Here is a 23,161-nt window from a genome sequence, read left to right on the forward strand (position 1 = left end):
AGGGTCGGGTCTGCGGTTGCTGACCGCGTCGGGGCTTCGGGGCAGCGGGCTGCTGCGGCGCTCCGTCTCGATCCGGGAGGTCGTTGTTCCTGGGGACGTCGTTCCGCGGCGTGCTCACTCGGCGTCGTGCTCCTTCTGCTGGTCGGAGCGTCACGATACGCCCGGGTCCCGAGCACGGGCCGGGTCGGCTGCCCTACGAACGGCTGCGGGACGCCTGTGCCGAGTCCATCGCGAGCTCCTCGGCGTCGAGCGTCACGAGCACGCGGCGCATGACCTCCTCGTCGAGGTTGCCCTTCTCGCGCTCCTCGAGCACGATCTCGCGGCGTCGGTCGAGCAGCTCGCGTCGGATGTCCTGGATCTGCGCACCCCGGAGCCGGACGGGGGTGTTGCGCTCCTCGTCCTCTTCTTCCTCGGCGTCGCGACGGAAGGTCTCGGCCTGTCGCTCCAGCCGGGCCTTCAAGCGGTTCACGACGCTGTCGACCGCCTGGTGCCCGTACTGCTCCGCCCAGGCCGGACGACGACGCTCGAGCAGGGCGATGGCCGCTTCGGTGGTGCGCTGGTTGAGGCGCATCTCGCTGCGGACGTCCTCCTCGCCCTCTCCCGGGTCCTGCACCTTCAGGGCCCGGATGACGAACGGCAGCGTCAGGCCCTGGAGCAGGAGTGTGCCGACCGTCACCACGAACGCGATGATGAAGATGGTGTCCTGAGCCTTGATCATCACCGGGTCGGCCACCACCGCGACCGCGGCCGCCAGGGTGACCACGCCGCGCATGCCGGTCCAGGAGATGACCGTCAGCTCGCGCCAGTTCAGCTTCGGTTCAGCCGTGCCGCGCAGCCACCGGAGCGACCGGTGGCCACGGGACAGTCGGACCCGCAGGGGTCGGAGCCACAGCCGGTTCAACCGGTTGCGCGCGTAGGACTCGAAGACGAAGAGCGGTCGCACCAGGATCACGACGACGAGCACGACGGCCGCCGCGGTGAGGGTCTGCGTGAGGCTCCGGTCGCTCTCGACGAGGTCCTGCACCACCGTCTTCAGCTGCAGTCCGATCAGGGCGAAGACGAACCCCTCGAGGATGACGTCGATGCTGGTCCACAGCGGGCGCTCCTGCAGGCGGGTCGCATAGCCCTCCTTCGGCGAGTTGTAGCCGATGTAGAGCCCCGCGGTGACGACCGCGATGACGCCGGAGCCGGACAGGTGCTCGGCGAGGACGTAGGCGACGAACGGCAGCAGGATGCTCATGATCGTCTCGACGACCGGGTCGTTGATCCGCATCCGGATCCAGTGCACCGCGACACCGAGGACGATGCCGACCGCGAAGCCGACGCCGATCGCCAGGCCGAAGATGCCGAGGTCCTGCCAGACGGTCAACGAGGTGCCGGCGGCGATGAGCGTGAACACCCGCACCAGGGTCAGCGACGCCGCGTCGTTGATGAGGCTCTCGCCGGAGAGCACCGTCATCACACGCCGGGGGAGTCCGAGCTTCCGACCGATCGCGGCGGCGGACACGGCGTCCGGCGGGGCCACGACGGCGCCGAGCAGGATCGCGGCCGGCCAGTCCATGTCCGGGATCAGGATGTACGCGGCCAGCCCGACCGCGAGCGCCGTGACGATCACCAGGAAGATGCCGAGCCGTCGGATCTGCTTGATCGACTGTCGGAAGCTCTGCCACGACACGTCGAGCGCCGCCGAGTAGAGCAGGGGCGGCAGGACCACGGTGAGGATCACCTCGGAGTCGATCTCGATCTCCGGCAGCCCGGGCAGGAACGACACCGCGAGCGCGACGGCCGTCACGAGCAGCGGAGCGGGCAGCCCCTTCGCGCGGGCGAAACCGGTCACCGCGAGTGAACCGATCAACAGGATGAGGAGTTCCGCGGTGTCCATGGCCTCCATCTTCCCATCCGGATGGTTCACAGGCTGAACGATCCCGCAGGCTGGGTGGACGGGAGGTGGACGGCAGGGTTTGCCCCGGAGCCGATGGGCTGCGACACTTGCCCGCGGTGGACATCACACTCATAGTCGTCCTGGTCATCGCGTTGGCCCTCTTCTTCGACTTCACAAACGGATTCCATGACACCGCCAACGCGATGGCGACGCCGATCGCCACCGGTGCCATGAAGCCCAAGGTGGCCGTCACGGTCGCCGCGGTGCTCAACCTCGTCGGTGCGTTCCTCAGCACCGCCGTCGCGACGTCGATCTCGCACGGGCTGATCAACGAGGGCCCCGGCGGGGTCGCGATCACCCCCGAGATGATCTTCGCGGGCCTGATCGGCGCGGTCGTGTGGAACATGATCACGTGGCTGCGCGGTCTGCCGTCGTCCTCGTCGCACGCACTGTTCGGTGGGCTCATCGGCGCCGCGATCGTCGGCGCCGGGCTCGGCTCGGTGAACTACGCGGCGCTGCTGACGGTCGTGATCATCCCGGCGTTCCTGTCGCCGGTGATCGCCGCCCTCGTCTCGCTCCTCGCCACGCGCATCGCCTACCGCGTGACCCGTCGTCCGGTGTTCCCGAACGAGCGCGGCGGCTTCCGCATCGGCCAGGTGTTCACGAGTTCGATGGTGTCCCTGGCGCACGGCACGAACGACGCGCAGAAGACCATGGGTGTCATCACGCTGACCCTGATCGCCTCCGGTGCGCAGTCGGCCGACCAGGGGGTCCAGTTCTGGGTCGTCGTGGCATGTGCCCTCGCGATCGCCCTCGGCACCTACACGGGCGGCTGGCGCATCATCCGGACGCTCGGCTCGGGCATCACCGAGATCCGTGCCACGCAGGGCTTCGCGGCTGAGGCCTCCACCGCCGCGACGATCCTCGCGTCGAGCCACCTCGGCTTCGCGCTGTCGACGACGCAGGTCTCCTCGGGGTCGATCATCGGTGCCGGGCTCGGTCGCCGCGGCTCGAAGATCCAGTGGTCGACCGCCGGCAAGATCGTCATCGCCTGGTTCATCACGCTGCCCGCTGCGGCGGCGGTGGGTGCGGTGGCCTCGGGCATCGCGCGCCTCGGCGTGGTGGGGCTCGTCATCGACGCCGTGGTCGGTGCCGCGGTCATCCTCGGCCTGTACCTGTGGTCGCTCCGCAAGCCGCACGAGCAGGCCGCGGCCATCGAGGTCGACGTCGCCGCGAACGCGGTGTTCACCCGCAAGGAGCTCCGCGACATGCAGCGCAAGAAGCGTGCGGCCCAGGTCGCCGAGCGTCGCGCGGAGCTCAGCCGCGAGCGCACCCTGCGCCGCATGGCCGGACGGAACGGAGGACGCCGCTGATGGGCATCGACTGGTTTGCCTTCCTGACCGTCGCCGTCGTCGCGGTCGTCTCCGCGTGCTTCGTGGTCCTCGTCTACTCGATCGGCCTCCGCCTCTGGAGCGCCGCCGACACCCGCGCCGGCAAGTACACCGTGAAGGACGACGGCACCGTCGGCCCCGCCACGGCCGGCTTCCCGCAGCCGGGCACCGTGCAGCCCGGGGTGCGCGCGTTCCGCGCGCTCGCCGTCGCTTGCTTCGCGGTCTCCGGCCTCGCCGTGCTCTACGGGATCTACCTGATCGTCCCGCAGTTCCACTGACGTCGGACGCGACCCCCTGACGGACGGGAGGCGCGGTGCCGGCTGGCACCGTGCCTCCCGTCCGTCGTCGGGTCGCGTCGTGTCGCGTCGCGTCGTGTCGCGTCCGCGCCCGCGGCGCGATCCGTGGAGCAGACGACGTCGGGTCCGCGGACCGCACCCGACAGTTCCTGCTCCACCGATGCGCCGTCGCCCGCGCAGCCGCCCGGCAGCCCAACCGCCCAGCCGCCCGGCCACCCACCCACCGGTCCACCCGCCTGCCGGACCGAACCGGCCGGACGGGCTAGCCTCGTCAGGGTGACCGGCAACGAAGCACCACGAACGCGCACCGAGACCGACTCCCTGGGATCCCTCGAGGTCCCCGCCGACGTGTACTGGGGCATCAACACCCTGCGCGCGCTCGAGAACTTCCCGATCACGTCGGTGCCGATCGCGGTGTACCCGGACCTCATCGAGGCACTCGCCACCGTCAAGCAGGCAGCGGCCCGTGCGAACAAGGCCATCGGCGTGCTCGACGCCGAGCGTGCAGACGCGATCGACCAGGCGGCGCAGGAGGTCCGTGACGGTGCGCTCCGCGAGCAGTTCGTCGTCGACATCGTGCAGGGCGGGGCCGGCACGTCGACGAACATGAACACGAACGAGGTGCTCGCGAACCGCGCCCTCGAGATCCTCGGGCGCGAGAAGGGCGACTACGCGTACCTGCACCCGATCGACCACGTGAACCGCAGCCAGTCGACCAACGACACGTACCCGACGAGCATCAAGCTGGCGATGATCCTCGGGGTGCGGCGGCTCACCGAGCAGCTCGAACTGCTCTCCGACGCGTTCGCCGAGCGGGGCCGGGCGTTCCAGGACGTCCTGAAGATCGGGCGGACGCAGCTGCAGGACGCCGTCCCGATGACCCTCGGGCAGGAGTTCACGGGATTCGCGCACACCATCCAGGAGGACGTCCTCCTGCTCCGCACGGTGTCGCCCCTGCTCGCCGAGACGAACCTCGGCGCGACGGCGATCGGCACCGGCATCACCGCCGACCCGCAGTACCGTGACGAGGTCCGGCGGCAGCTGCAGGTCACCAGCGGCCTCGACATCGTGACCGCACCGGACCTGATCGAGGCGACGAGCGATGCCGGCGCGTTCATGACCCTGTCCGGCACCGTGAAGCGGAGCGCCGCGAAGCTCTCGAAGATCTGCAACGACCTGCGGCTGCTCGCATCGGGTCCGCAGGCGGGGCTCGGGGAGATCACACTGCCGGCCCGTCAGGCGGGGTCGTCGATCATGCCGGGCAAGGTCAACCCGGTGATCCCGGAGGTCGTGAACCAGATCGCGTTCGCCGTCGCCGGTGCCGACACCACGGTGACGATGGCGGCCGAGGGCGGACAGCTGCAGCTCAACGCCTTCGAGCCGATCATCGCGCACTCGATCCTGCAGTCGCTGCAGTGGATGGCGAGCGGGTGCGCGACGCTCCGGGTGCACTGCGTCACCGGGATCGAGGCGAACGAGGCGAAGCTCGCGGCCCAGGTCGACACCAACGTCGGGGTCGTCACGGCCCTGACGCCCTACATCGGGTACGCGGCAGCGGCGTCGATCGCCCACACGGCGCTGACGACGTCGACGCCGATCGCGACGCTCGTGACGGCGGCCGGGCTGATGGACGAGGACCAGGTGCAGCGCGTCCTGTCGCCGGCGCGCCTGTCCGGCATCGAGCTCGCGACGGGGGCGATCCCGGTCGTCACCGAGGAGATGCTGGACGAAGCCGCGCGAGAGCGCTGACCCCGTTCCGCGGGACGCAACCTCGGCGACTCCTCGCAGCGTCATTCCGCTGCGAGGAACCGCCGAGGTTGCGTTTCGCGGACGGCAGCGCCGGCGACCCTCCCTACGGCATCGGCGGCTCGCCGACGCGGACCTGCTGCGCCATCGCGCGCAGGTGCTCCGCCTCGGTGTCCGGCTCTTCGTCGGCCTGCGCCCGCTCCAGCGCAGCGGTCCGGACGTCCTGCGCCGCGGCGATGTCCTGGTCACGCCACCGCGCGAGCGTGGAGTTCCGCGTCACGTCGCGGAGCGGCAGCCGGATGGACTCGTCCGCCTCGATGCCCGCGAGCAGCTGCCGCATCCGGATCACCTCGGAGTCGAGCTCGCCGCCCACCACGAGCACGAAGTTCGAGATGTACAGGTAGACGAGCAGCAGGATCCCGCCGCCGAGCCAGCCGTACGCCTTGTTCCCGCCGCCGATCGTCTCGACGTAGACGGCGAAGCCGACCGTCGCCAGCGCCCACGTCACGATCGCGAACGCCGCACCCGCGGACACCCAGCGCAGCTGCGGGGTCTTCACGTTCGGCGTCGCGTAGTAGAGCACCGCCACCATCACCACGAGGACGACGGCGAGCACGGGCCACTTCGCCACGTTCCACAGGTCGTCGATCCACGGCGCCCAGCCGAGCTGGCGGACGACCGCGGCCGAGATCGTCGGGGTGGCGAGCAGGATCACGATCGCGACGGCGCCGCCGACCATGACGAGCAGCGTGACGAGGAGCATCATGCTGCGGAACTTCCAGATGCGCCGCCCCTCCTCGACCTCGTACGCGGTGTTCATCGCCCGTCCGAACGCGGTCGCGTACCCGGACAGCGACCACAGCGTCAGGACGAGCCCGATCGAGAAACCGAGCCACGGGCTGTCCAGCGTCAGGAGCTGCCGCAGGGGCCCCTCCAGGTGCTGCGCGGTCTCCGGTCGCAGGATGAACCCGAGCACCTGGACGATGTCGGTGAGGCTGTCGCCCTGTCGGTCGACGACGGACAGTGCCGACACCACCGCGAGCGCGGTCGGGAACACCGTGAGCAGCGCGAAGAACGTCAGTGAGGCGGCGGCGTCGACGACCCGGTGCCGGATGACGGAGTGGTAGGTGCGCCGGACGACCGCGCGGACCCCGGTCCGCTGCAGGTCGCGCGCGGCGCTGTCGGGCATGGGGTGAACGGTACCGGACCACGTGGCGGTCGGGAGGCGCGGTGCGGCCCCGCCACGCGCCTCCCGTCCGGCCGCCGTCCTGTCACGAGACTCGGGCTCTGCGACCGTCCTCGGGGCGATGAGCGCGAGGACCGTCGCCTGGCCCGAGTCTCGGGTCCGGCAACGTGCACCGCGTCACCGCCGGTCAGTTCGCGTGCGGGTGCAGCGCGTCGTAGCGGCGGAACGAGGGGACCAGGCGCAGGAGCAGCGCGACGAGACCGATGATGAGCACGCCGCCGAGGATCGGCGGGTAGGCGATGCCGGCCGCGACGACGAGACCGGCGTAGAGGTCGCCGAGGCGTGGACCGCCGGTGACCACGACGATGAAGATGCCCTGGAGTCGCCCGCGCATGCCGTCCGGCGACGCCGCCTGCAGGATCGTGTTCCGGAACACCGAGCTCACGTTGTCCGCGCCGCCCGCCATCGCGAGGAACAGTGCCGCGAGGCCCAGCGCCGGCAGGATCCCGACGGAGAACGACTCGCCGGACCGTCCGCCGAGCACGTGCGCCAGCGCGATGACGACGCCGAACGCCGCGATCGCCGCGCCGTACGCCGTGATGGCCCAGCCGACGGCTTCGCCCTGGCGTCGCACGTGCCCGAGCGGGCCGGAGAACACGCTGGAGAGCAGCGCACCGATGGCGTACGCGGCGGTGAGCGTGCCGACCGTGATCGACCCGCCGCCGATGACGAGCGCGCCGATCGCCGGGAAGAGCACGCGCGGCTGGCCGAACGTCATCGCGACGATGTCGAGCACGAAGGTCATCGTGATGTTCCGGGAGCGCCGGAGGAACCGGGCGCCCTCGACGAGCGACCCGAGCCCGGGCCGCAGCGCGTCGTGGTCCGCGGCCATCCGCGGCAGCGTGAACACCCCGAGGAACGCGAACGTGAACAGCACGACGTCGATCGTGTACGTCGGCGCGAACCCGACGCTCGCGATGAGCACGCCGGCGATCGCGGGCCCGACGGTGACCTGGAAGCCGGACGCGATGCCACCGAGGGCGCTCGCTGCGGGGAGCAGGTCGGTGCCGACGAGCCGCGGGACGATCGCCGAGCGCGAGGCGTTGCTGACGGTGGCGGCCACGGCGTTCACGGTGGCGAGCACGTAGAGCAGGGCGACGCTGTGCAGCCCGAGCCAGGCGTGCGTGGCGATCAGGGCGACGGCGGCCCACGCGACGATCGACGACACCAGGGCGACGAGCCGCCGGTCGAAGGCGTCCGCGAGCATCCCGCCGTACAGCCCCGCGACGATCATCGGCACGAGGGCGATCACGCCCACCAGGGCCACCGCGAAGGTCGAGCGGGTGATCTCGTAGACCTCGAGGCCGACGGCGACGGTGGTCATCTGCGTGCCGATGCCGGCGATCGCGGTGCCGGCCCAGAGCCGCGCGAAGGCGGGGGAGCGGCGGAGCGGGGTGAGGTCGGCGAGCAGGCGGCGGCGGGGCGCGGTGTCAGGTCGTGTCACGGTGGAACCATTGTGCTGCCTGGTGGCGCGCGAGTGGGCGGAATCGGCACCAGCGCGGGCACGAGCGGGCGGAATCCGTGGCGTTCGTCCGCCGAGCGTGACGGATCGTGCCCGTTCGCGGGCAGCGACGACGGATCGTGCCCGTTCGCGGGCAGCGACGACGGATCGTGCCGTTCGCGGGCAGCGACGACGGATCGTGCCCGTTCGCGGGCAGCGAGACACCTGCGCGGCCCGGGATCGCACCGACGCCGACCTGGTTGACTGACCGGCATGACTGACCTCAACAGCAAGCCCGAGTTCGACGCCCCCGAGGGCCCGGCCCCCACCGAGCTCGTGATCACCGACATCGTCGAGGGTGACGGCGACGTCGCGCAGCCCGGCTCGACCGTCAAGGTGCACTACGCCGGCGTCGAGTACGAGTCCGGCGAGGAGTTCGACAGCTCGTGGAACCGCGGCGAGCCGATCGACTTCCCGCTCGCGGCGCTCGTGCGCGGCTGGCAGGAGGGCATCCCCGGCATGAAGGTCGGCGGTCGCCGCAAGCTCACCGTCCCGCCGGAGCTCGCCTACGGCCCGGCCGGTGGTGGCCACTTCCTCTCCGGCAAGACCCTCATCTTCGTCATCGACCTGCTCGGGGTCCGCTGATGCAGGTCGGCGCGCCCACCATCGAGCTGAACGACGGCCACCGCTTCCCGGAGCTCGGTCTCGGCACCTACGGGCTGAACGGCGACGAGGGCGCCGCAGCGGTCGGTGCAGCGATCACGAGCGGCTACCGGCTGCTCGACACCGCGCTGAACTACGGCAACGAGGACGCCGTCGGCCGTGCCGTCCGCGAGTCCGAGGTCGACCGCGAGGACCTCGTCGTCACCTCGAAGCTCCCGGGCCGCCACCACGGCTACGACGAGGCGCACCGCTCGATCGACGAGACGCTCGGCAACCTCGGGCTGGACCGCGTCGACCTGTACCTCATCCACTGGCCGAACCCCTCGGTCGGCAAGTTCGTCGACACCTGGAAGGCCTTCGTCGACCTCCGCGACAGCGGCAAGGTCCGCTCGATCGGCGTCTCGAACTTCACACCGGAGCACCTGAAGGCGATCATCGACGCCACGGGTGTCGCGCCCGCCGTCAACCAGGTCGAGCTGCACCCGTACTTCCCGCAGGCCGAGCTCCGCAAGGTGCACGCCGAGTACGGCATCGTGACCGAGAGCTGGAGCCCGCTGGCGAAGCAGTCCGAACTGCTCACCGAGCAGCCCGTGCTCGACGCGGCGGAGGCGCACGGCGTGACGCCCGGTCAGGTCGTGCTGCGCTGGCACGTCCAGCTCGGTGCCGTCCCGGTGCCGAAGTCCGGCGACCCGGACCGGCAGCGCGAGAACCTCGACGTGTTCGGCTTCGCGCTGACCGACGACGAGGTCCGCGCGATCTCCGGGCTCGAGCGCGGCCGGCTCTGGGACGGCGACCCGGACACGCACGAGGAGATGTAGGGCCGAGGACCGGCTCGCGGAACCAGGTTCCGGACAGGCCACCACGGAAGAACGCGGTGCGGTGTCCGGGACCAGGTTCCCTGCGGACGGGAGGCGCGTGGCGGGTCCGCCGCGTGCCTCCCGTCCGCGCAGCGCCTGCCGTCCGCCACGCGCCTCCCGTCCGCGCAGCGTCTGCCGTCCGCGCAGGGGGACTACACTGGGTTCCCCTGTCCCGAAGGGTGGCGTGTGTCCGAACCGACCGAGATCGACCGTGAGCGTGGGTACGTGGACGGGCTCTTCGCCCGACTCGACGAGCTGACGGCCGAGGCCGAGCAGCGCCTCGCCGAGACCCGCCGCCAGGCGGTCGGCGGCAACCACCAGAGCCGCAGCGAGCGTGACGCGTACGCCCGGCTCTACGAGGACACGATCGCCACGCTCGACCGCGTCGGCGACCGGCTCGTGTTCGGACGGCTCGAGGTCTCGGAGCCCGACCCCGACGAGGACGCCCTCCGCTACATCGGCCGGGTGGGCCTGCGCGACGACGAGCACCGGCCCCTCCTGCTCGACTGGCGCGTCCCCGGCGCGAGTGCCTTCTACCAGGCGACCGCGGCCCACCCGATGGGCATGCGTGCGCGGCGGCACCTGACGCTCGAGGGCCGGACGGTCGTCGGCGTCGAGGACGAGGTCTTCGACGCGACGCTGTACGACGACGAGCGCACCCACCTGCAGGGCGAGGGCGCGCTCCTGGCGGCCGTCACCGCCGAGCGCACCGGTCGCATGACGGACATCGTCGCCACGATCCAGGGTGAGCAGGACCGGATCATCCGCTCCCCGCTCGAGGGCGTCCTCATCGTGCAGGGCGGACCCGGCACCGGGAAGACCGCCGTGGCGCTCCACCGCGCCGCCTACCTGCTCTACACGCACCGCGACCGGCTCCGCGGGTCGGGCGTGCTGATGGTCGGGCCGTCCCCGGCGTTCCTGACCTACATCGAGCAGGTGCTCCCGTCGCTCGGCGAGACCGGCGTCGTGATGGCGTCCCTCGGTTCGCTGTACCCGGGTGTGCGCGCCACCGCGCACGACGCCCGCGACGTCGCCGCCGTCAAGGGTTCGGCGCAGATGGCGTCGCTCCTGCGGCGGGCCGTCCGCTCGCGCCAGGTCGTGCCGACCGAGCCGGTGGTGCTCGACGTCGAGGGTGAGCGCCTGACGGTGCCGCCGCAGCTCGTCGCCGACGCCCTCAAGCGGGCGCAGGACCGCGGGAAGCCCCACAACGTCGCGCGCGTCACGTTCAACAAGATCGCCCTCGACGCGATGACCCGGCTCCTCGCCGACCAGATCCGGGCACGGGGCTCGGCGGTGGACGAGAGCGACGAGAAGGTCCTGCGCGAGGACATCCGGAGCTCCCACGACGCCCGGGTGCTGCTCAACACCGCCTGGTTGCCGCTGCCGCCGGAGAAGTTCCTCGAGGACCTCTACGCCCGGCCGAACTGGCTGGCGTCGCTCACCCCGGACTGGACACCCGAGCGCCGGGCGCTGCTGCTGCGCCCGCGTGGTGCGGGCTTCACCGTCGAGGACGTCCCGCTGCTCGACGAGGCCGCGGAGCTCCTCGGACCCTTCGACCCGACCGGCGGGGCCGCGAAGCGTGCGGCGAAGGCCAGCCGTGACCGTGACGTCGAGAACGCGCGTCAGGCCATCGAGAACATGGGCGTCGAGGGCATCGTCACCGCGGAGCAGGTCGCCGGGTCCTTCGCCGAGGGCGGCGACCCCCGCACCACCGCCGAGCGTGCCGCCGAGGACCGCGAGTGGACCTACGGGCACATCGTGGTCGACGAGGCTCAGGAACTCTCGCCGATGCAGTGGCGCGTGCTCGCCCGGCGCAACCCGCTGCGGTCCTTCACGATCGTCGGGGACACGGCGCAGGGCTCCTCGCCCGCGGCGGCGCGGACGTGGGACGACGTCGTCGGTGCGCTGGCTCGCCGTCGGCGGGGCCGGGCACCGGTCGTGCCGCTCGACCACCGCATCGAGGAGCTGACGGTGAACTACCGCACGCCGCGGTCGATCGTGCAGGCAGCCGGTGCCTTCGCCGACGCCGCGGGGCTCACGGTCACCCGGACCGAGGCCGTGCGCGACGGCGACCCGGTGGACCGCGTGACCGTACCGCGCGACGCCGTGCTCGACACGGTCGCCGAGCGGGTCGACGCCGAGCGGGGCCGGATCGGTTCGGGCACGATCGGCGTGATCGTGCCCGAGGCCGACGTCGCCACCGTCCGTGAGCGGCTCACGCGGACCGACGCCGACGTCCGGGGGCTCGGCTCGCCGCGGCCCGGCTCCGTCACGGTGCTGACGGGCGCCGACGCCAAGGGCCTCGAGTTCGACGGCGTGCTGCTGGTGGACCCCGACCGGGTGGGCGGCGACGCGGCGCGCGCCGCGGCCGCCGTCTACGTGGCCATGACCCGTCCGACCCGTCGGCTGGTCGTGGTCGACGTCACCGACTGACGGACGGGAGGCACGTGGCGACGCCGTCACGTGCCTCCCGTCCGTCAGGTGGTGCGACGGCGAGACGTGCTGCTCAGTCCGGGTCGCCCTCGTCACGGACGCGGCTGACGAGGGTCGCCCACGGACCGTCGAGCTGGCTGCCGGGGATGGTCACGGTGGTCCTGGCGACCGTCACCGTCCAGGTGAAGTCGTCCGGCACCGCCCGTCTGCGGCGCACGGGAGCCTCGCGGGGGAGCGCGCCGACCAGGTCGTACCAGGCGTCCGGGTCGTCGCGCGACTCGGTGTCGACCCGCCAGCCCCGCGAGAGCCCGGCGAGTCCACCACTCCGGCGGACGACGATGTGCATGCTCCGGTTCTACGCCGTCACGGCGCGGTGAGCACGCCCACCGTGCGCCAGGCGTCCTCGACGGCCGCGTGCTGCGTCGAACCCGCGCCGAAGCGGCCGGCGGCGGCGTCGACGGTCACCCGGGCGAAGCCCGCGAAGTCGATCCCCGCGGTCGTCTCCGCCGCGGTGAGCGCATCCCACCAGACGGCGCCGGCTCCCTGCCACGCGTACCCGCCGATCGCGGTCGCGGCCAGGAAGAACGCGCGGTTCGGGATGCCCGAGTTCAGGTGCACCCCGCCGGAGTCCTCGGTCGTCTCGACGTAGTCCGCCATCGTCGCCGGCTGCGGGTCCTTGCCGAGCACCGGGTCGTCGTAGGCCGTGCCGGGTGCGCGCATCGACCGCAGGGCGACCCCCTGGACGGCGTCCGTGAACAGGCCCTCGCCGATGAGCCAGCTCGCCTGGTCGGCGGTCTGGCCTGCGGCGTGCTGCGCGACGAGCGACCCGAAGACGTCGCTCACCGACTCGTTCAGCGCTCCGGACTGGCCCTCGTACGTCAGGTCGGCGGTGTACTGCGTCACGCCGTGGGCGAGCTCGTGCCCGATGACGTCGAGCGCGACCGTGAAGCGCCGGAAGACCTCGTCGTCCCCGTCGCCGAACACCATGCGCTGCCCGTCCCAGTACGCGTTGTCGTAGTCCTGTCCGTAGTGGACGGTGGCGTCGAGGGGGAGCCCGGCCCCGTCGATCGACACCCGCCCGAACACGTCGAGCCAGAACGCGTGCGTCGCACCGAGGCCGGCGTACGCCTCGTCCGTCGCGGCGTCGCCCGAGTCCGGGTCGCCCTCGCGGCGCACGACCGTGCCGGGCAGGCTCGTCGAGCCGTGTGCGTCGGCGATCGTGCGCTGCGGGGACCGGTCGACCGTGCCGGTGACGCCCTGCGGTCGGACGCGGTGCTCGTGCTTCGGTGCGGCGACCGCCGACATCTCGGCGAGCGCGGTCCGCGCTGCCGAGGCTGCCCGCGGGTGCTCCGCCGCTGCGGCGACGGCGCGCAGCAGGTACGGCGGGACGACGGAGCGGCGGCGGTCGGTGGCGGTCATGGCGTCATGCAACCACCGACGTCCGACGGTCGGTCAGTCCCGGCGGCGGTGCTCGACCAGGGCCAGTGCGTACGACTCCCACCACTGCCCGGCGGCCGGGCCACCGTTGCACGTCCCGTCGCTCAACCCCGGGGTCTTCACCCACAGCAGGGCGTCGAGCCGCGTCGTACCGCGCGTGACGTGCGGCGCCTGCCCGAGTCCGGCGCCCTCGGGGTTGCACCAGGTGCCGCGCCACCCCTGTCCGTTCCGGGACACGTCGATCACGTAGTGCGGGTCGCCGCCGACCGCGTCCGCCAGCCGGTCGGCGTACGCGCGCTCCTGGTCGACGCGGTAGAAGTTCGAGACGTTCGTCGCGAAGCCCTGCGTCCGGTCCACCCCGGCCTGCCGGAGCCACCCGGCCATCGTCGCCACGGGCACCCGGTCCTCGTTGCCGCCGTCGAGGTAGACCGTCAGGCCGTGGCCGTGCAGCTCGTCGACGGCGCGGTCGAGCAGGCGCAGGCGGTCCCGCCCGAGCCGTTCGCACACCCGGACCTGCGCGATCGAGTCCGGCTCGACGAGGACGACCGCGTGCGATCCGTCCATCGCCCGGACGGCCGAGCGGACCCACGGCAGGTAGGCCTCCTCGGACGTGCCGCCGGCGGAGTAGCTGCCGCAGTCGCGGTCGGGGATCGCGTAGAGCACGAACACCGGCGTGCGGCCCTGCTGCTCGGCGCTGCGCACGACCCGCTGGACCGTCTGACGGGTGGCGCGCTCGGACGGGTCGGTGAGCCACGTCGCGACGGGCTGCTCGGCGATCACGTCAATGCGTGCGGCCGTGGTGCGCTCGCCGTCGGCGCGGGCCTCGGCTGCCCGGCGGGCGGCCTGGTTGTCGGCGTCCGGCTGCATCGCCAGGCCACCGGGGAACGCTGCTGCCGCCGACGCGCGAGCGGGACCGGAGGCGTCATTGTCCCCGGACACGCCGGTGCCGGGCGGTCCGCTCGACCGGCCGCCGCTCGGTCCGGACGTCGGACCGGGCATCGGCCCGGTGGCGAGCACGACGACGACGACGAGCCCGGCGGCGACGAGCGCGCCGACGGCGAGGACCGCCCACTGCCGACGTCCGCTGCGCGCACCGCCCCGGCGGCCGCCGTTCCCCTGTTCCGGCATGCGTCCATGCTGGCAGGTGGGGGAGCCCCGGTGCCAGGGCGGCCCGGCGTCCGCCCAGGTGGGTCGCGGGCTCCTGCCAGCGGTCAGCGGTGATACTGACCGGATGTTCCGGAAGCTCCTGCTGCTCGCCCTCACCGCCGGCTACGCCTGGGTGATCTGGCGGATGACCCTCACGCCGCAGGTCTTCACGCACGCCCAGAACGCGTTCGTGCTGCACGCCGTCGCGTGGGTGCAGGCGCTGCCGCACGGGGCGTGGTTCACCTACGACCGGGTCGAGTTCCTCGCCAACATCGCGATGTTCGTCCCCGTCGGCATGCTCGCCGCGCTCTGGCTCCCGCGGCGCTGGTGGCTGCTCGGCGCGGTCGTGGCGGTGGGACTGTCCGTCGGCATCGAGGTCGCACAGGCCCTGTACCTGCCCTACCGCGTGGCCGACCCGCGCGACGTGCTGTCGAACGGCCTCGGCGGGCTCCTCGGCGCGACACTCGTCGGGCTCTTCCGCAGCCTGCTGCCCGCTCCGCGACGGCAGCGCCTGCGTGCCCGCACGGCCTGAACCACGCGTGTCAGCCCGGCTCGATCTCTGGTAGTCTCGTCCGGTTGCCGTCGAACGGCCGCGGATCAAGAGCGCTCGTGCATCAGGTACGGGCACCGCGCAACGGACAGGAAGGGGATCATCCATGGCACTTGACGCGAAGGTCAAGCAGGAGATCATCGAAGAGTACGCGACCCACCCGGGCGACACCGGATCCCCCGAGGTCCAGGTCGCCGTTCTGACACGTCGCATCAACGACCTGAACGAGCACCTCAAGGAGCACAAGCACGACCACCACTCGCGTCGTGGTCTGCTGCTCATGGTCGGTCAGCGTCGCCGTCTCCTCGGTTACCTCTCCGACGTCGACATCAACCGCTACCGTGCGCTCATCGAGCGCCTCGGCCTCCGCCGATAGGTTCCTGCGTCGCTGGTCGACTCGCAGACACTGCATGACCGGAACGCCCCGGTCCTCCTCGTGAGGACCGGGGCGTTCCTCGTCCCCGGCGACGGACCCCTTCTTGTGGCTCCCGGGACGGTAATGGTTGCGTGGCCCGCGCGGTTCGGTACGATGTTCATGCAAACGCATCGAAAGTCGGGATCACCATGACCACCATCGCCGTCGTCTCCGCCGGGCTCTCCGAGCCCAGCTCCACCCGCCTGCTCGCGGATCGTCTCGCCGAGTCGGCGGTCGCCGCGATCACGTCCGAACAGCCGGGAACGACCGTCGACGTCCGCCACGTCGAGCTGCGTCCGATCGCCCACGAGATCGTCGACGCGATGCTCACCGGGTTCGCCGCGTCCGGCCTCGAAGCAGCGCAGCGGACCGTGCTCGAGGCTGACGCCGTCGTGTTCGTCACGCCGATCTTCACCGCGGGTGTCAGCGGACTCGCCAAGTCGTTCCTCGACGTGCTCGACAAGGACGGCATGGCGGACGTCCCCGTGCTCCTCGCCGCGACCGGGGGGACCGCTCGGCACTCGCTCGCGATCGACCACGCACTGCGTCCGGTCTTCGCGTACCTGCGTGCCGCGGTCGTCCCGACGGGTGTGTTCGCCGCGACGGACGACTGGGGGAGCGCCGACGACTCGGCCGCGCTCGACGCACGCATCCGCCGGGCCGGCTCCGACCTCGCCTGGGCGATCCGCGCCTCCCGGCGGACCCCGCAGCAGGCGGACGTCCTCGCCGCGCCGGCCGACTTCGCGTCCCTGCTCGGCGGCCTCGGCCACTGAGCCGGCGCGCCACCGGCGTCAGCGGGTCAGTACCAGTGCGGGTTCTCGCTCATCTCGTGGTTCCACGCGGCGCACGGTGACCCGTAGGCGTCGTGGATGTCCGCGAGGCCCCAGTTGACCTGCGTCGCCGCGTTCGTCCGCCAGTCGGCGCCGGCGACCGCCATCTTGCTCGCCGGCAGGGACTGCGGGATGCCGTACGCCCCGCTCGAGGCGTTCAGGGCGTTCGCCCGCCAGCCGGACTCCTGGTTCCACAGCGACACGAGGCACGAGAACTGGTCGACGCCCCAGCCGTAGGCGCCGATCGCGCTCCTGGCGTAGGCCTGTGCGCCCGCGGGGTCGACCGTCACCCCACCCGTGCTCGGGTAGGACGTGCCCGAGCCGCCGCTCGTCGGGACGGGCGCCGACGTGGTCGGGGCCGGGGCGGCTGCTGCAGCCGCCGCGGCCGCGGCCGCACGTTCGCGCGCCCGCTGCTGCGCCGCCTTCTGCGCCGCGACCTGCACCCCGAGCTCGTACCGCTGCTCCGTCTGCGCGGTGGTGTCCTTGAGTTCCGCGAGCTGCGCGTAGAGCTCGTCGCTGTGCTGCTGGGTGTCCGCCACGGCCTGCGCGGCGGAGTCCGACGCGGCGCGCGCGGCGGTGGAGCGCTGCTCGGCGGCCCGGGCGAGGGAGTCCCGCTCGTGCTCGGCGCGCTCGGCCTGGTCGTGCAGCGACGACGCGGTGCGGCTGGCGACGGAGGCGTCGTCGAGCACGCCCTCCCACGTCGTGGAGAGCTGGTCCATCGCGCCGAGCTGGTAGAGCAGCTGGTCCGGGTCGTCGGCGGTCGCGATCCGGGTGGTCATCGCGTTCCCGCTGCCGTCGCGGTAGAGGGTCGCGGCGAGCTGGCCGGCACGCTCCTGCGCGCGGGAAGCGGTGCGCTGTGCGCCGGCCGACTGGGCCTGGAGGCTCGTGGCGGCCTGGGCGGCGGACGCCAGGTCCGCCTCGGCACGGTCGGCGACCGCTGACGCGTCGAGCGCGGCCTGCGACTTCGCCGCGGCGTCCGCCTGCACCGACCGGAGCGCGGACTGCACCTTCGTGGCCTCGGCCGCGGCGGCCTGCTCGTCGCCCTTGGCGCGCTGCACGTCCTGCCAGCTCGGGTACTGCGTCGTCTGGTCGGCGGTCGCGGGGAGAGCGGTGACGACCGGGGCGACGAGCGCGCCGACGACCACCGCGGCCGCGACGAGCACGCCCCGCGAGGGGGTGATGCGCATGGCGGCAGGCTACCGGGGACACGCCCGTTCGCCACGAGCAACACCGGCGGGGAGCCTGAGGACTGGTAAAGTCCTCATCGTCCGGGGACCGTTCCCGCGGACGTCACACAACACACTGCGCAGACCGGGCACGGAGCTGGTCATCGGTGGTGGCTCGCGGGCAGTCCGTCCGTCCCGAGTGCTTCTACTGCTGACCAGACATGCGTCCCGACCCCTCGGCGCGCACGCACCATCGAGTGCCGTCGCCCAGGTCTGCCGAACACGTCAAGGAGGCACCCTTTTGGAGGGTCCCGAGATCAAGTTCGCCGAGGCCGTCATCGACAACGGCAAGTTCGGCAAGCGCGTCGTCCGGTTCGAGACCGGCCGCCTCGCACAGCAGGCCCAGGGCGCGGTCGCCGCGTACCTCGACGAGGAGACCATGCTCCTCTCGGCCACCAGCGCCGGCAAGCACCCGCGCGAGGGCTTCGACTTCTTCCCGCTCACGGTCGACGTCGAGGAGCGCTCGTACGCTGCCGGCAAGATCCCCGGCTCGTTCTTCCGTCGTGAAGGCCGCCCGAGCACCGAGGCGATCCTCGTCTGCCGCCTCATCGACCGGCCGCTGCGCCCGTCGTTCGTCGACGGCCTGCGCAACGAGGTCCAGATCGTCATCACCGTCCTGAGCATCGCGCCGGACGAGTTCTACGACGCGCTGGCGATCAACGCCGCGTCGGCGTCGACGCAGATCTCCGGTCTGCCGTTCTCCGGCCCGATCGCCGGTGTGCGCCTCGCACTGATCGGCGACCAGTGGGTCGCGTTCCCGAAGGCCTCGCAGCTCGAGGAAGCGGTCTTCGACCTCACGGTCGCCGGTCGCGTCGTCACCGACGACCAGGGCAACGAGGACGTCGCGATCATGATGGTCGAGGCCGAGGCGACCGAGCACGCCTGGGGTCTCATCCAGGGCGGCGCCACCAAGCCCGACGAGGCGATCGTCGCGCAGGGCCTCGAGGCGGCCAAGCCGTTCCTCAAGGTCCTCGTCGAGGCGCAGGCGAAGATGGCGGCGCAGTCGGCCAAGGAGATCCAGGACTACCCGGTCTTCCCGCCGTACGCCCCCGAGGTCTACTCGGCCGTCGAGGCGATCGCCCTCGACGAGCTCAAGGACGTCTACCAGATCGCCGGCAAGCTCGAGCGTCAGGACAAGGACGACGCCCTGAAGGCCCGCGTCAAGGAGGCCGTCGCCGCCAAGGTCGAGGCCGGGGAGCTCCCCGACAGCGCCAACGGCCAGGTCAGCGCCGCGTACAAGTCGGTCACGAAGAAGGTCGTCCGCGGCCGCATCCTCACCGAGCAGGTCCGCATGGACGGTCGCGGCCTCGCCGACATCCGTCCGCTCGACGCCGAGGTCGCCGTGATCCCGCGCGTCCACGGTTCGGCGATCTTCCAGCGCGGCGAGACGCAGATCCTCGGCGTCACCACGCTGAACATGCTCAAGATGGAGCAGCAGATCGACTCGCTGTCGCCCGTCACCAAGAAGCGCTACCTGCACCACTACAACTTCCCGCCGTACTCGACGGGTGAGACCGGTCGTGTCGGTTCGCCGAAGCGTCGCGAGATCGGGCACGGATTCCTCGCCGAGCGCGCCCTCGTGCCGGTGCTGCCGTCGCGCGAGGAGTTCCCGTACGCCATCCGTCAGGTGTCCGAGGCCCTCGGCTCCAACGGCTCGACGTCGATGGGCTCCGTCTGCGCCTCGACCCTGTCGCTCCTCAACGCCGGTGTGCCGCTGCGCGCCCCGGTCGCGGGCATCGCGATGGGCCTCGTCTCCGACACCGTCGACGGCCAGACCCGCTACGCGGCGCTGACCGACATCCTCGGTGCCGAGGACGCCCTGGGCGACATGGACTTCAAGGTCGCCGGTACCTCCGAGTTCGTCACGGCGATCCAGCTCGACACGAAGCTCGACGGCATCCCCTCGTCGGTCCTCGACGCCGCCCTGAAGCAGGCCAAGGAAGCGCGCTCCGCGATCCTCGGCGTGCTGACCGAGGCGATCGACGCCCCCGACGAGATGGCGGACACCGCGCCGCGCGTCATCTCCGTGCAGATCCCCGTCGACAAGATCGGCGAGCTGATCGGCCCGAAGGGCAAGACGATCAACGGCATCCAGGACGAGACCGGCGCCGACATCTCGATCGAGGACGACGGCACGGTCTACATCGGTGCCGTCGACGGTCCGTCGGCCGAGGCCGCGCGTGCGCAGGTCAACGCGATCGCGAACCCGACGAACCCGGAGATCGGGGACCAGTTCCTCGGCACGGTCGTCAAGATCGCGACGTTCGGTGCGTTCGTGTCGCTGCTCCCGGGCCGCGACGGTCTGCTCCACGTCTCCGAGGTCCGCAAGCTCGCCGGTGGCAAGCGTGTCGAGAACGTCGAGGACGTGCTCGGCGTCGGCCAGAAGATCCTGGTCGAGGTCACCAAGGTGGACGACCGCGGCAAGCTCTCGCTCGCGCCGGTCGTCGCCGACGAGGTGGACACCGAGGGCCGCGAGGGTCACGAGAAGCACACCGAGGACAACGCCGAGGGTTGATCCCTCGCGCCTCGCGCTGCTGACACGACGACGGCCGCCGCTCCTGCTGGAGTGGCGGCCGTCGCCGTGTGCAGGCGACGTCGGCGAGGCCGGCGTCGCGGGTGTCGCGGATGTCGCGGGCGCGGGTCTCGGGCTGCGCGACGGTTCTCGGGCTCGGGAGCACGAGAACCGTCGCTGGAGCCGAGTCTCGGGGACGGGCTCCGCAGCCGTGGCTCAGGACGCAGGGGTCTCCTGCGTGCCGGTCAGCTGCGCGCGACCGAGCAGGTGCACGCGCAGCAGGAAGCCGACGACCGCGGGTGTGGCGTCGGCGGGCGCCTCGAGCACGGGCACGTCGAGCGCGCTCACCGTGAAGACGTAGCGGTGCGGGCCGTGACCAGCGGGCGGCGCCGCACCGAGGTACGTGTCGGTGCCGTACTCGTTGCGGCGGCGGAGCGCCTCGGCCGGCAGCAGGGCGTCGTCGGTGCCGGCACCCTGCGGCAGCGAGGTCGTCGAGGCGGGGAGGTCGGTCAGGCTCCAGTGCCAGAAGCCCGAGCCGGTGGGGGCGTCGGGGTCGTACACGGTGAGGACGTAGCTCTGCGTGCCCTCGGGAGCGCCGGACCACTCGAGCGCGGGGGAGCGGTCCTCGCCACCGGCGTCCGAACCGCGTGCCCAGTCCGGCAGCACGCCGCCGTCGGCGAAGTCGGGGCTCGTCAGGGTGAACGTGGGGACCTCGGGGAGGTTCCAGTTGGGGTCGTTGGCCATGCACCCAGCCAACACCCGTGCCCTGGTCCGGAGGTGGGACGGACGGGAGGCCCGGGGCGGACCCGCCACGCGCCTCCCGTCCGACGTCCGTGCGGTCCGGGACAGCGGCTGCGTCAGCGCGTGATGACGCGCTCGACCACGCGGCCGAGTGCGGCCGTCGCGGCGATCGCGTCGCCGGCGTACGCACCGGCCATCGCGCCGTCGCGCGCGAGCATGAGCTCGTCGGCACCGTCACCCGCCAGCGGGTGTCCGGCGCGCTGCAGGAGCGATGCGAGCTGGTCCGTGTACCAGTCACGGTGCGCGGCGACGACCTGACGGACCGGGTCGCGCGGGTCGTGGTACTCGGCAGCGGCGTTGAGGAACGCGCAGCCGCGGAACGCGCTGCGGCCGACCTCGTCGGAGACTGCGGCGACCCAGGCGCGGACGGCGTCGATCGGGCTGTCGGCGTCGGCGACGAGTCGGCCGAAGGCCTGTTGCACCCGCTCGTCCTGGGCTCGGATGTAGGCCAGGATCAGGTTGTCCTTCGACCCGTAGTGCTTGTAGAACGTCGCCTTCGTGACGCTCGCCGCGGAGATCAGTCGGTCGACGCCGACACCCCGGATGCCCTCTTCGTAGAAGAGTCGCGAAGCCGTCTCGAGGATGCGGACCTTCGCGCCGCCGGAGCGGGGAGCCGGGGGGACGCTCGACCCGTCCGGCGACGCGAGGTTCGTGCTCGGGCCCGGGAGACGCTGGACGGCCGGTTGGGGGGAATCGACCGTCACAGCGCTGCTCCTCGGACTCATCGGCTCCGCGGGGGAGTGGGGGGACTCCGCCGCGCAGGACTGATGTCCCGAGCCACCGGATCGGAATCTAGGGGGGCTTCCGACCCGGTGAGCAAAACTGTACCACAGGGAGGACAGACAGACGAGTCTTTCTATCCTCATCTCCTGTCCCCCAATTCGGGGCACGCGGCTCGGGGCTGTGGAAACTGGGCGACCGGGGTCGGCGGGTCAGTAGGCTCGTCTGCGATGAACCAGCCAGTGCCGTTGCCGCTCGAGGCCCAGGACACGTCGTTCCTGACGTCCGGCGGCGCCTTCGTCCGCCGAACCGTGCTGCCGTCGGGTGTGCGGGTCCTGACCGAGTCCGTGCCGGGGGCGAGTTCGACGAGCCTCGGCTTCTGGGTCGGCGTCGGCTCCCGCGACGAGCGCGAGGGCCAGTTCGGGTCCACGCACTTCCTCGAGCACCTGCTCTTCAAGGGCACCGGGCGTCGGAGCGCCCTCGACATCGCGATCGCCTTCGACTCGGTGGGCGGTGAGCACAACGCCGCCACCGCGAAGGAGTACACCTGCTACTACGCACGCGTGCGGGACACCGACGTCCCCATGGCGGTGGAGGTGATCGGTGACATGGTGACCGGATCGGTGCTCGACACCGACGCGTTCGCGGTCGAGCGCGGGGTCATCCTCGAAGAGCTCGCGATGGCCGCCGACGACCCCGCCGACGTCGCGGGCGAGGCCTTCTTCGCGGCGGCGTTCGCGGGACACCCGCTGGGCCGGCCGATCGGTGGCACGCCCGAGAGCATCCGCGCCGTCGGACGCGACGAGGTCCTCGACCACTACCGCGAGCACTACGCGCCGAACGGCATCGTCGTGACCGCTGCCGGTGCCGTCGACCACGACCGGTTCCGCGAGCTCGTCGAACGCGTCTTCCGCGACGCCCCCAAGGCGTCGCCCCTCGCCCGTCGCACCCCGCAGGTCGTGGCGGACCCCGCGGTCCCGCGGCTCACGGTCGCCCACCGTCCGACCGAGCAGGTCAGCATGCTGCGCGGATCACAGGGCCTCGACCTGCGCGACGACCGCCGCCCGGTGCTCAGCGTGCTCAACGCCGTGCTCGGTGGCGGCATGAGCTCCCGGCTGTTCCAGGAGGTCCGCGAGCGCCGCGGACTGGCGTACGCCGTCTCGAGCTTCGCGCCGGCCTACCTCGACAACGGTGCCTTCGGGGTCTACGCGGGCTGTGCGCCGGACAACGTCGCCGGGGTGGTCGAGATCATCGACGCCGAGTTCGCCCGCATGGTCGACGACGGCATCACCGAGGACGAGCTGCGCCGCGCGAAGGGCCAGATCGAGGGGGCGTTGACACTCTCGCTCGAGGACTCCGACGCCCGCATGACCCGACTCGGCCGCTCGGAGCTGGGGACCGGCGAGTTCACCGACCTCGGCACGGCACTGCAGCGGGTCGACCGCGTCACCCCGGACGACGTGCTGGAGCTCGCGCGCGACCTGCTCACCCGTCCGACCATCACCTCGGTGGTCGGTGCCGTGCAGCAGGACGAACTGGCCGCGGCCATCGGCGCCGAGGGGTGACGGA

Annotated in this window: 20 protein-coding genes; 11 read left to right on the forward strand and 9 right to left on the reverse strand. The window is 71.9% G+C overall.

The window, feature by feature from the left end:
* Nucleotides 1–193 precede the first annotated feature (193 nt).
* A complete protein-coding gene (locus QUG93_RS12325) occupies nt 194–1,882 on the reverse strand; it encodes a cation:proton antiporter (RefSeq protein ID WP_289474285.1) in 1,689 nt (562 codons plus the stop codon).
* Nucleotides 1,883–1,998: 116 nt separating this feature from the next.
* On the opposite strand from QUG93_RS12325, the gene QUG93_RS12330 reads away from it, so the two are divergent.
* The 3 genes from QUG93_RS12330 (at nt 1,999) to QUG93_RS12340 (ending at nt 5,318) form a co-directional block, all read left to right on the forward strand.
* Nucleotides 1,999–3,255: an inorganic phosphate transporter gene (locus tag QUG93_RS12330; RefSeq protein ID WP_289474287.1), complete on the forward strand. Its 1,257-nt coding sequence runs from the start codon at nt 1,999–2,001 to the stop codon at nt 3,253–3,255.
* Nucleotides 3,255–3,551 carry a hypothetical protein gene (locus tag QUG93_RS12335; protein WP_289474289.1) on the forward strand — a complete coding sequence of 99 codons (297 nt, stop codon included), beginning with the start codon at nt 3,255–3,257 and terminating at the stop codon, nt 3,549–3,551. The genes QUG93_RS12330 and QUG93_RS12335 overlap by 1 nt, the downstream gene beginning before the upstream one ends.
* A 294-nt stretch (nt 3,552–3,845) precedes the next feature.
* On the forward strand, nt 3,846–5,318 hold the full coding sequence (locus QUG93_RS12340) for an aspartate ammonia-lyase (RefSeq protein ID WP_289474291.1): 1,473 nt from the start codon (nt 3,846–3,848) through the stop codon (nt 5,316–5,318).
* 103 nt (nt 5,319–5,421) lie between these two features.
* On the opposite strand, the gene QUG93_RS12345 is transcribed toward QUG93_RS12340, so the two are convergent.
* Both QUG93_RS12345 and QUG93_RS12350 read right to left on the reverse strand, forming a co-directional pair.
* Nucleotides 5,422–6,504: a YihY/virulence factor BrkB family protein gene (locus QUG93_RS12345; protein WP_289474293.1), complete on the reverse strand. Its 1,083-nt coding sequence runs from the start codon at nt 6,502–6,504 to the stop codon at nt 5,422–5,424.
* 184 nt (nt 6,505–6,688) lie between these two features.
* Nucleotides 6,689–8,005, reverse strand: a complete 1,317-nt coding sequence (locus QUG93_RS12350) for an MFS transporter (protein WP_289474295.1) — start codon at nt 8,003–8,005, stop codon at nt 6,689–6,691.
* Between the two features lie 270 nt (nt 8,006–8,275).
* Between QUG93_RS12350 and QUG93_RS12355 the strand changes: the two genes are divergently transcribed.
* The 3 genes from QUG93_RS12355 (at nt 8,276) to QUG93_RS12365 (ending at nt 11,955) form a co-directional block, all read left to right on the forward strand.
* Nucleotides 8,276–8,647, forward strand: a complete 372-nt coding sequence (locus QUG93_RS12355) for an FKBP-type peptidyl-prolyl cis-trans isomerase (protein ID WP_250366595.1) — start codon at nt 8,276–8,278, stop codon at nt 8,645–8,647.
* Nucleotides 8,647–9,483 carry an aldo/keto reductase gene (locus QUG93_RS12360; RefSeq protein WP_289474299.1) on the forward strand — a complete coding sequence of 279 codons (837 nt, stop codon included), beginning with the start codon at nt 8,647–8,649 and terminating at the stop codon, nt 9,481–9,483. Before QUG93_RS12355 ends, QUG93_RS12360 begins: the two co-directional genes overlap by 1 nt.
* Before the next feature lie 225 nt (nt 9,484–9,708).
* Nucleotides 9,709–11,955, forward strand: a complete 2,247-nt coding sequence (locus QUG93_RS12365) for a HelD family protein (RefSeq protein ID WP_289474301.1) — start codon at nt 9,709–9,711, stop codon at nt 11,953–11,955.
* A gap of 73 nt (nt 11,956–12,028) precedes the next feature.
* Here QUG93_RS12365 and QUG93_RS12370 read toward each other — a convergent pair whose 3' ends face one another.
* Genes QUG93_RS12370 through QUG93_RS12380 form a run of 3 tightly spaced genes read right to left on the reverse strand, consistent with a single transcriptional unit; the run spans nt 12,029 to nt 14,520 of the window.
* Complete coding sequence (locus QUG93_RS12370; RefSeq protein WP_289474303.1) at nt 12,029–12,301, reverse strand: protealysin inhibitor emfourin; 273 nt, start codon at nt 12,299–12,301, stop codon at nt 12,029–12,031.
* Nucleotides 12,302–12,318: 17 nt separating this feature from the next.
* Complete coding sequence (locus QUG93_RS12375; RefSeq protein WP_289474305.1) at nt 12,319–13,374, reverse strand: M4 family metallopeptidase; 1,056 nt, start codon at nt 13,372–13,374, stop codon at nt 12,319–12,321.
* 33 nt (nt 13,375–13,407) lie between these two features.
* Nucleotides 13,408–14,520 carry a glycoside hydrolase family 6 protein gene (locus tag QUG93_RS12380; RefSeq protein WP_289474307.1) on the reverse strand — a complete coding sequence of 371 codons (1,113 nt, stop codon included), beginning with the start codon at nt 14,518–14,520 and terminating at the stop codon, nt 13,408–13,410.
* 103 nt (nt 14,521–14,623) lie between these two features.
* Between QUG93_RS12380 and QUG93_RS12385 the strand changes: the two genes are divergently transcribed.
* The 3 genes from QUG93_RS12385 (at nt 14,624) to QUG93_RS12395 (ending at nt 16,276) form a co-directional block, all read left to right on the forward strand.
* On the forward strand, nt 14,624–15,070 hold the full coding sequence (locus QUG93_RS12385; protein WP_289474309.1) for a VanZ family protein: 447 nt from the start codon (nt 14,624–14,626) through the stop codon (nt 15,068–15,070).
* Between the two features lie 124 nt (nt 15,071–15,194).
* Entirely contained in the window at nt 15,195–15,464 is a 270-nt protein-coding gene (rpsO, locus tag QUG93_RS12390) for a 30S ribosomal protein S15 (protein ID WP_022902140.1), read from the forward strand.
* A 188-nt stretch (nt 15,465–15,652) separates the two neighbouring features.
* A complete protein-coding gene (locus QUG93_RS12395) occupies nt 15,653–16,276 on the forward strand; it encodes a CE1759 family FMN reductase (protein WP_289474311.1) in 624 nt (207 codons plus the stop codon).
* Nucleotides 16,277–16,302: 26 nt separating this feature from the next.
* On the opposite strand, the gene QUG93_RS12400 is transcribed toward QUG93_RS12395, so the two are convergent.
* A complete protein-coding gene (locus QUG93_RS12400; protein ID WP_289474313.1) occupies nt 16,303–17,520 on the reverse strand; it encodes a coiled-coil domain-containing protein in 1,218 nt (405 codons plus the stop codon).
* A 280-nt stretch (nt 17,521–17,800) separates the two neighbouring features.
* On the opposite strand from QUG93_RS12400, the gene QUG93_RS12405 reads away from it, so the two are divergent.
* A complete protein-coding gene (locus QUG93_RS12405) occupies nt 17,801–20,074 on the forward strand; it encodes a polyribonucleotide nucleotidyltransferase (RefSeq protein ID WP_289474315.1) in 2,274 nt (757 codons plus the stop codon).
* 213 nt (nt 20,075–20,287) lie between these two features.
* On the opposite strand, the gene QUG93_RS12410 is transcribed toward QUG93_RS12405, so the two are convergent.
* Both QUG93_RS12410 and QUG93_RS12415 read right to left on the reverse strand, forming a co-directional pair.
* Nucleotides 20,288–20,815, reverse strand: coding sequence for a YbhB/YbcL family Raf kinase inhibitor-like protein (locus tag QUG93_RS12410; RefSeq protein WP_289474317.1), 528 nt, complete (start codon nt 20,813–20,815; stop codon nt 20,288–20,290).
* A gap of 113 nt (nt 20,816–20,928) precedes the next feature.
* Nucleotides 20,929–21,576 (reverse strand): TetR/AcrR family transcriptional regulator, encoded by a 648-nt coding sequence (locus QUG93_RS12415; protein WP_289474319.1) that lies wholly within the window; start codon nt 21,574–21,576, stop codon nt 20,929–20,931.
* A gap of 246 nt (nt 21,577–21,822) precedes the next feature.
* Here QUG93_RS12415 and QUG93_RS12420 point away from each other — a divergent pair, with 246 nt between their 5' ends.
* Complete coding sequence (locus QUG93_RS12420; RefSeq protein ID WP_289474320.1) at nt 21,823–23,157, forward strand: M16 family metallopeptidase; 1,335 nt, start codon at nt 21,823–21,825, stop codon at nt 23,155–23,157.
* The last annotated feature ends 4 nt before the right edge of the window (nt 23,158–23,161 follow it).

Source organism: Curtobacterium caseinilyticum (genome assembly GCF_030363035.1).
Taxonomy (GTDB): Bacteria; Actinomycetota; Actinomycetes; order Actinomycetales; family Microbacteriaceae; genus Curtobacterium; species Curtobacterium caseinilyticum.

Excerpts from the sequence above, each read along its gene's own strand:
- QUG93_RS12325 (WP_289474285.1), bottom strand. The coding sequence starts at position 1,882 with ATGGACACCGCGGAACTCCTCATCCTGTTGATCGGTTCACTCGCGGTG.
- QUG93_RS12335 (WP_289474289.1), top strand. The coding sequence starts at position 3,255 with ATGGGCATCGACTGGTTTGCCTTCCTGACCGTCGCCGTCGTCGCGGTC.
- QUG93_RS12345 (WP_289474293.1), bottom strand. The coding sequence starts at position 6,504 with ATGCCCGACAGCGCCGCGCGCGACCTGCAGCGGACCGGGGTCCGCGCG.
- QUG93_RS12355 (WP_250366595.1), top strand. The coding sequence starts at position 8,276 with ATGACTGACCTCAACAGCAAGCCCGAGTTCGACGCCCCCGAGGGCCCG.
- QUG93_RS12360 (WP_289474299.1), top strand. The coding sequence starts at position 8,647 with ATGCAGGTCGGCGCGCCCACCATCGAGCTGAACGACGGCCACCGCTTC.
- QUG93_RS12370 (WP_289474303.1), bottom strand. The coding sequence starts at position 12,301 with ATGCACATCGTCGTCCGCCGGAGTGGTGGACTCGCCGGGCTCTCGCGG.
- QUG93_RS12375 (WP_289474305.1), bottom strand. The coding sequence starts at position 13,374 with ATGACCGCCACCGACCGCCGCCGCTCCGTCGTCCCGCCGTACCTGCTG.
- QUG93_RS12380 (WP_289474307.1), bottom strand. The coding sequence starts at position 14,520 with ATGCCGGAACAGGGGAACGGCGGCCGCCGGGGCGGTGCGCGCAGCGGA.
- QUG93_RS12385 (WP_289474309.1), top strand. The coding sequence starts at position 14,624 with ATGTTCCGGAAGCTCCTGCTGCTCGCCCTCACCGCCGGCTACGCCTGG.
- rpsO (WP_022902140.1), top strand. The coding sequence starts at position 15,195 with ATGGCACTTGACGCGAAGGTCAAGCAGGAGATCATCGAAGAGTACGCG.
- QUG93_RS12395 (WP_289474311.1), top strand. The coding sequence starts at position 15,653 with ATGACCACCATCGCCGTCGTCTCCGCCGGGCTCTCCGAGCCCAGCTCC.
- QUG93_RS12400 (WP_289474313.1), bottom strand. The coding sequence starts at position 17,520 with ATGCGCATCACCCCCTCGCGGGGCGTGCTCGTCGCGGCCGCGGTGGTC.
- QUG93_RS12410 (WP_289474317.1), bottom strand. The coding sequence starts at position 20,815 with ATGGCCAACGACCCCAACTGGAACCTCCCCGAGGTCCCCACGTTCACC.
- QUG93_RS12420 (WP_289474320.1), top strand. The coding sequence starts at position 21,823 with ATGAACCAGCCAGTGCCGTTGCCGCTCGAGGCCCAGGACACGTCGTTC.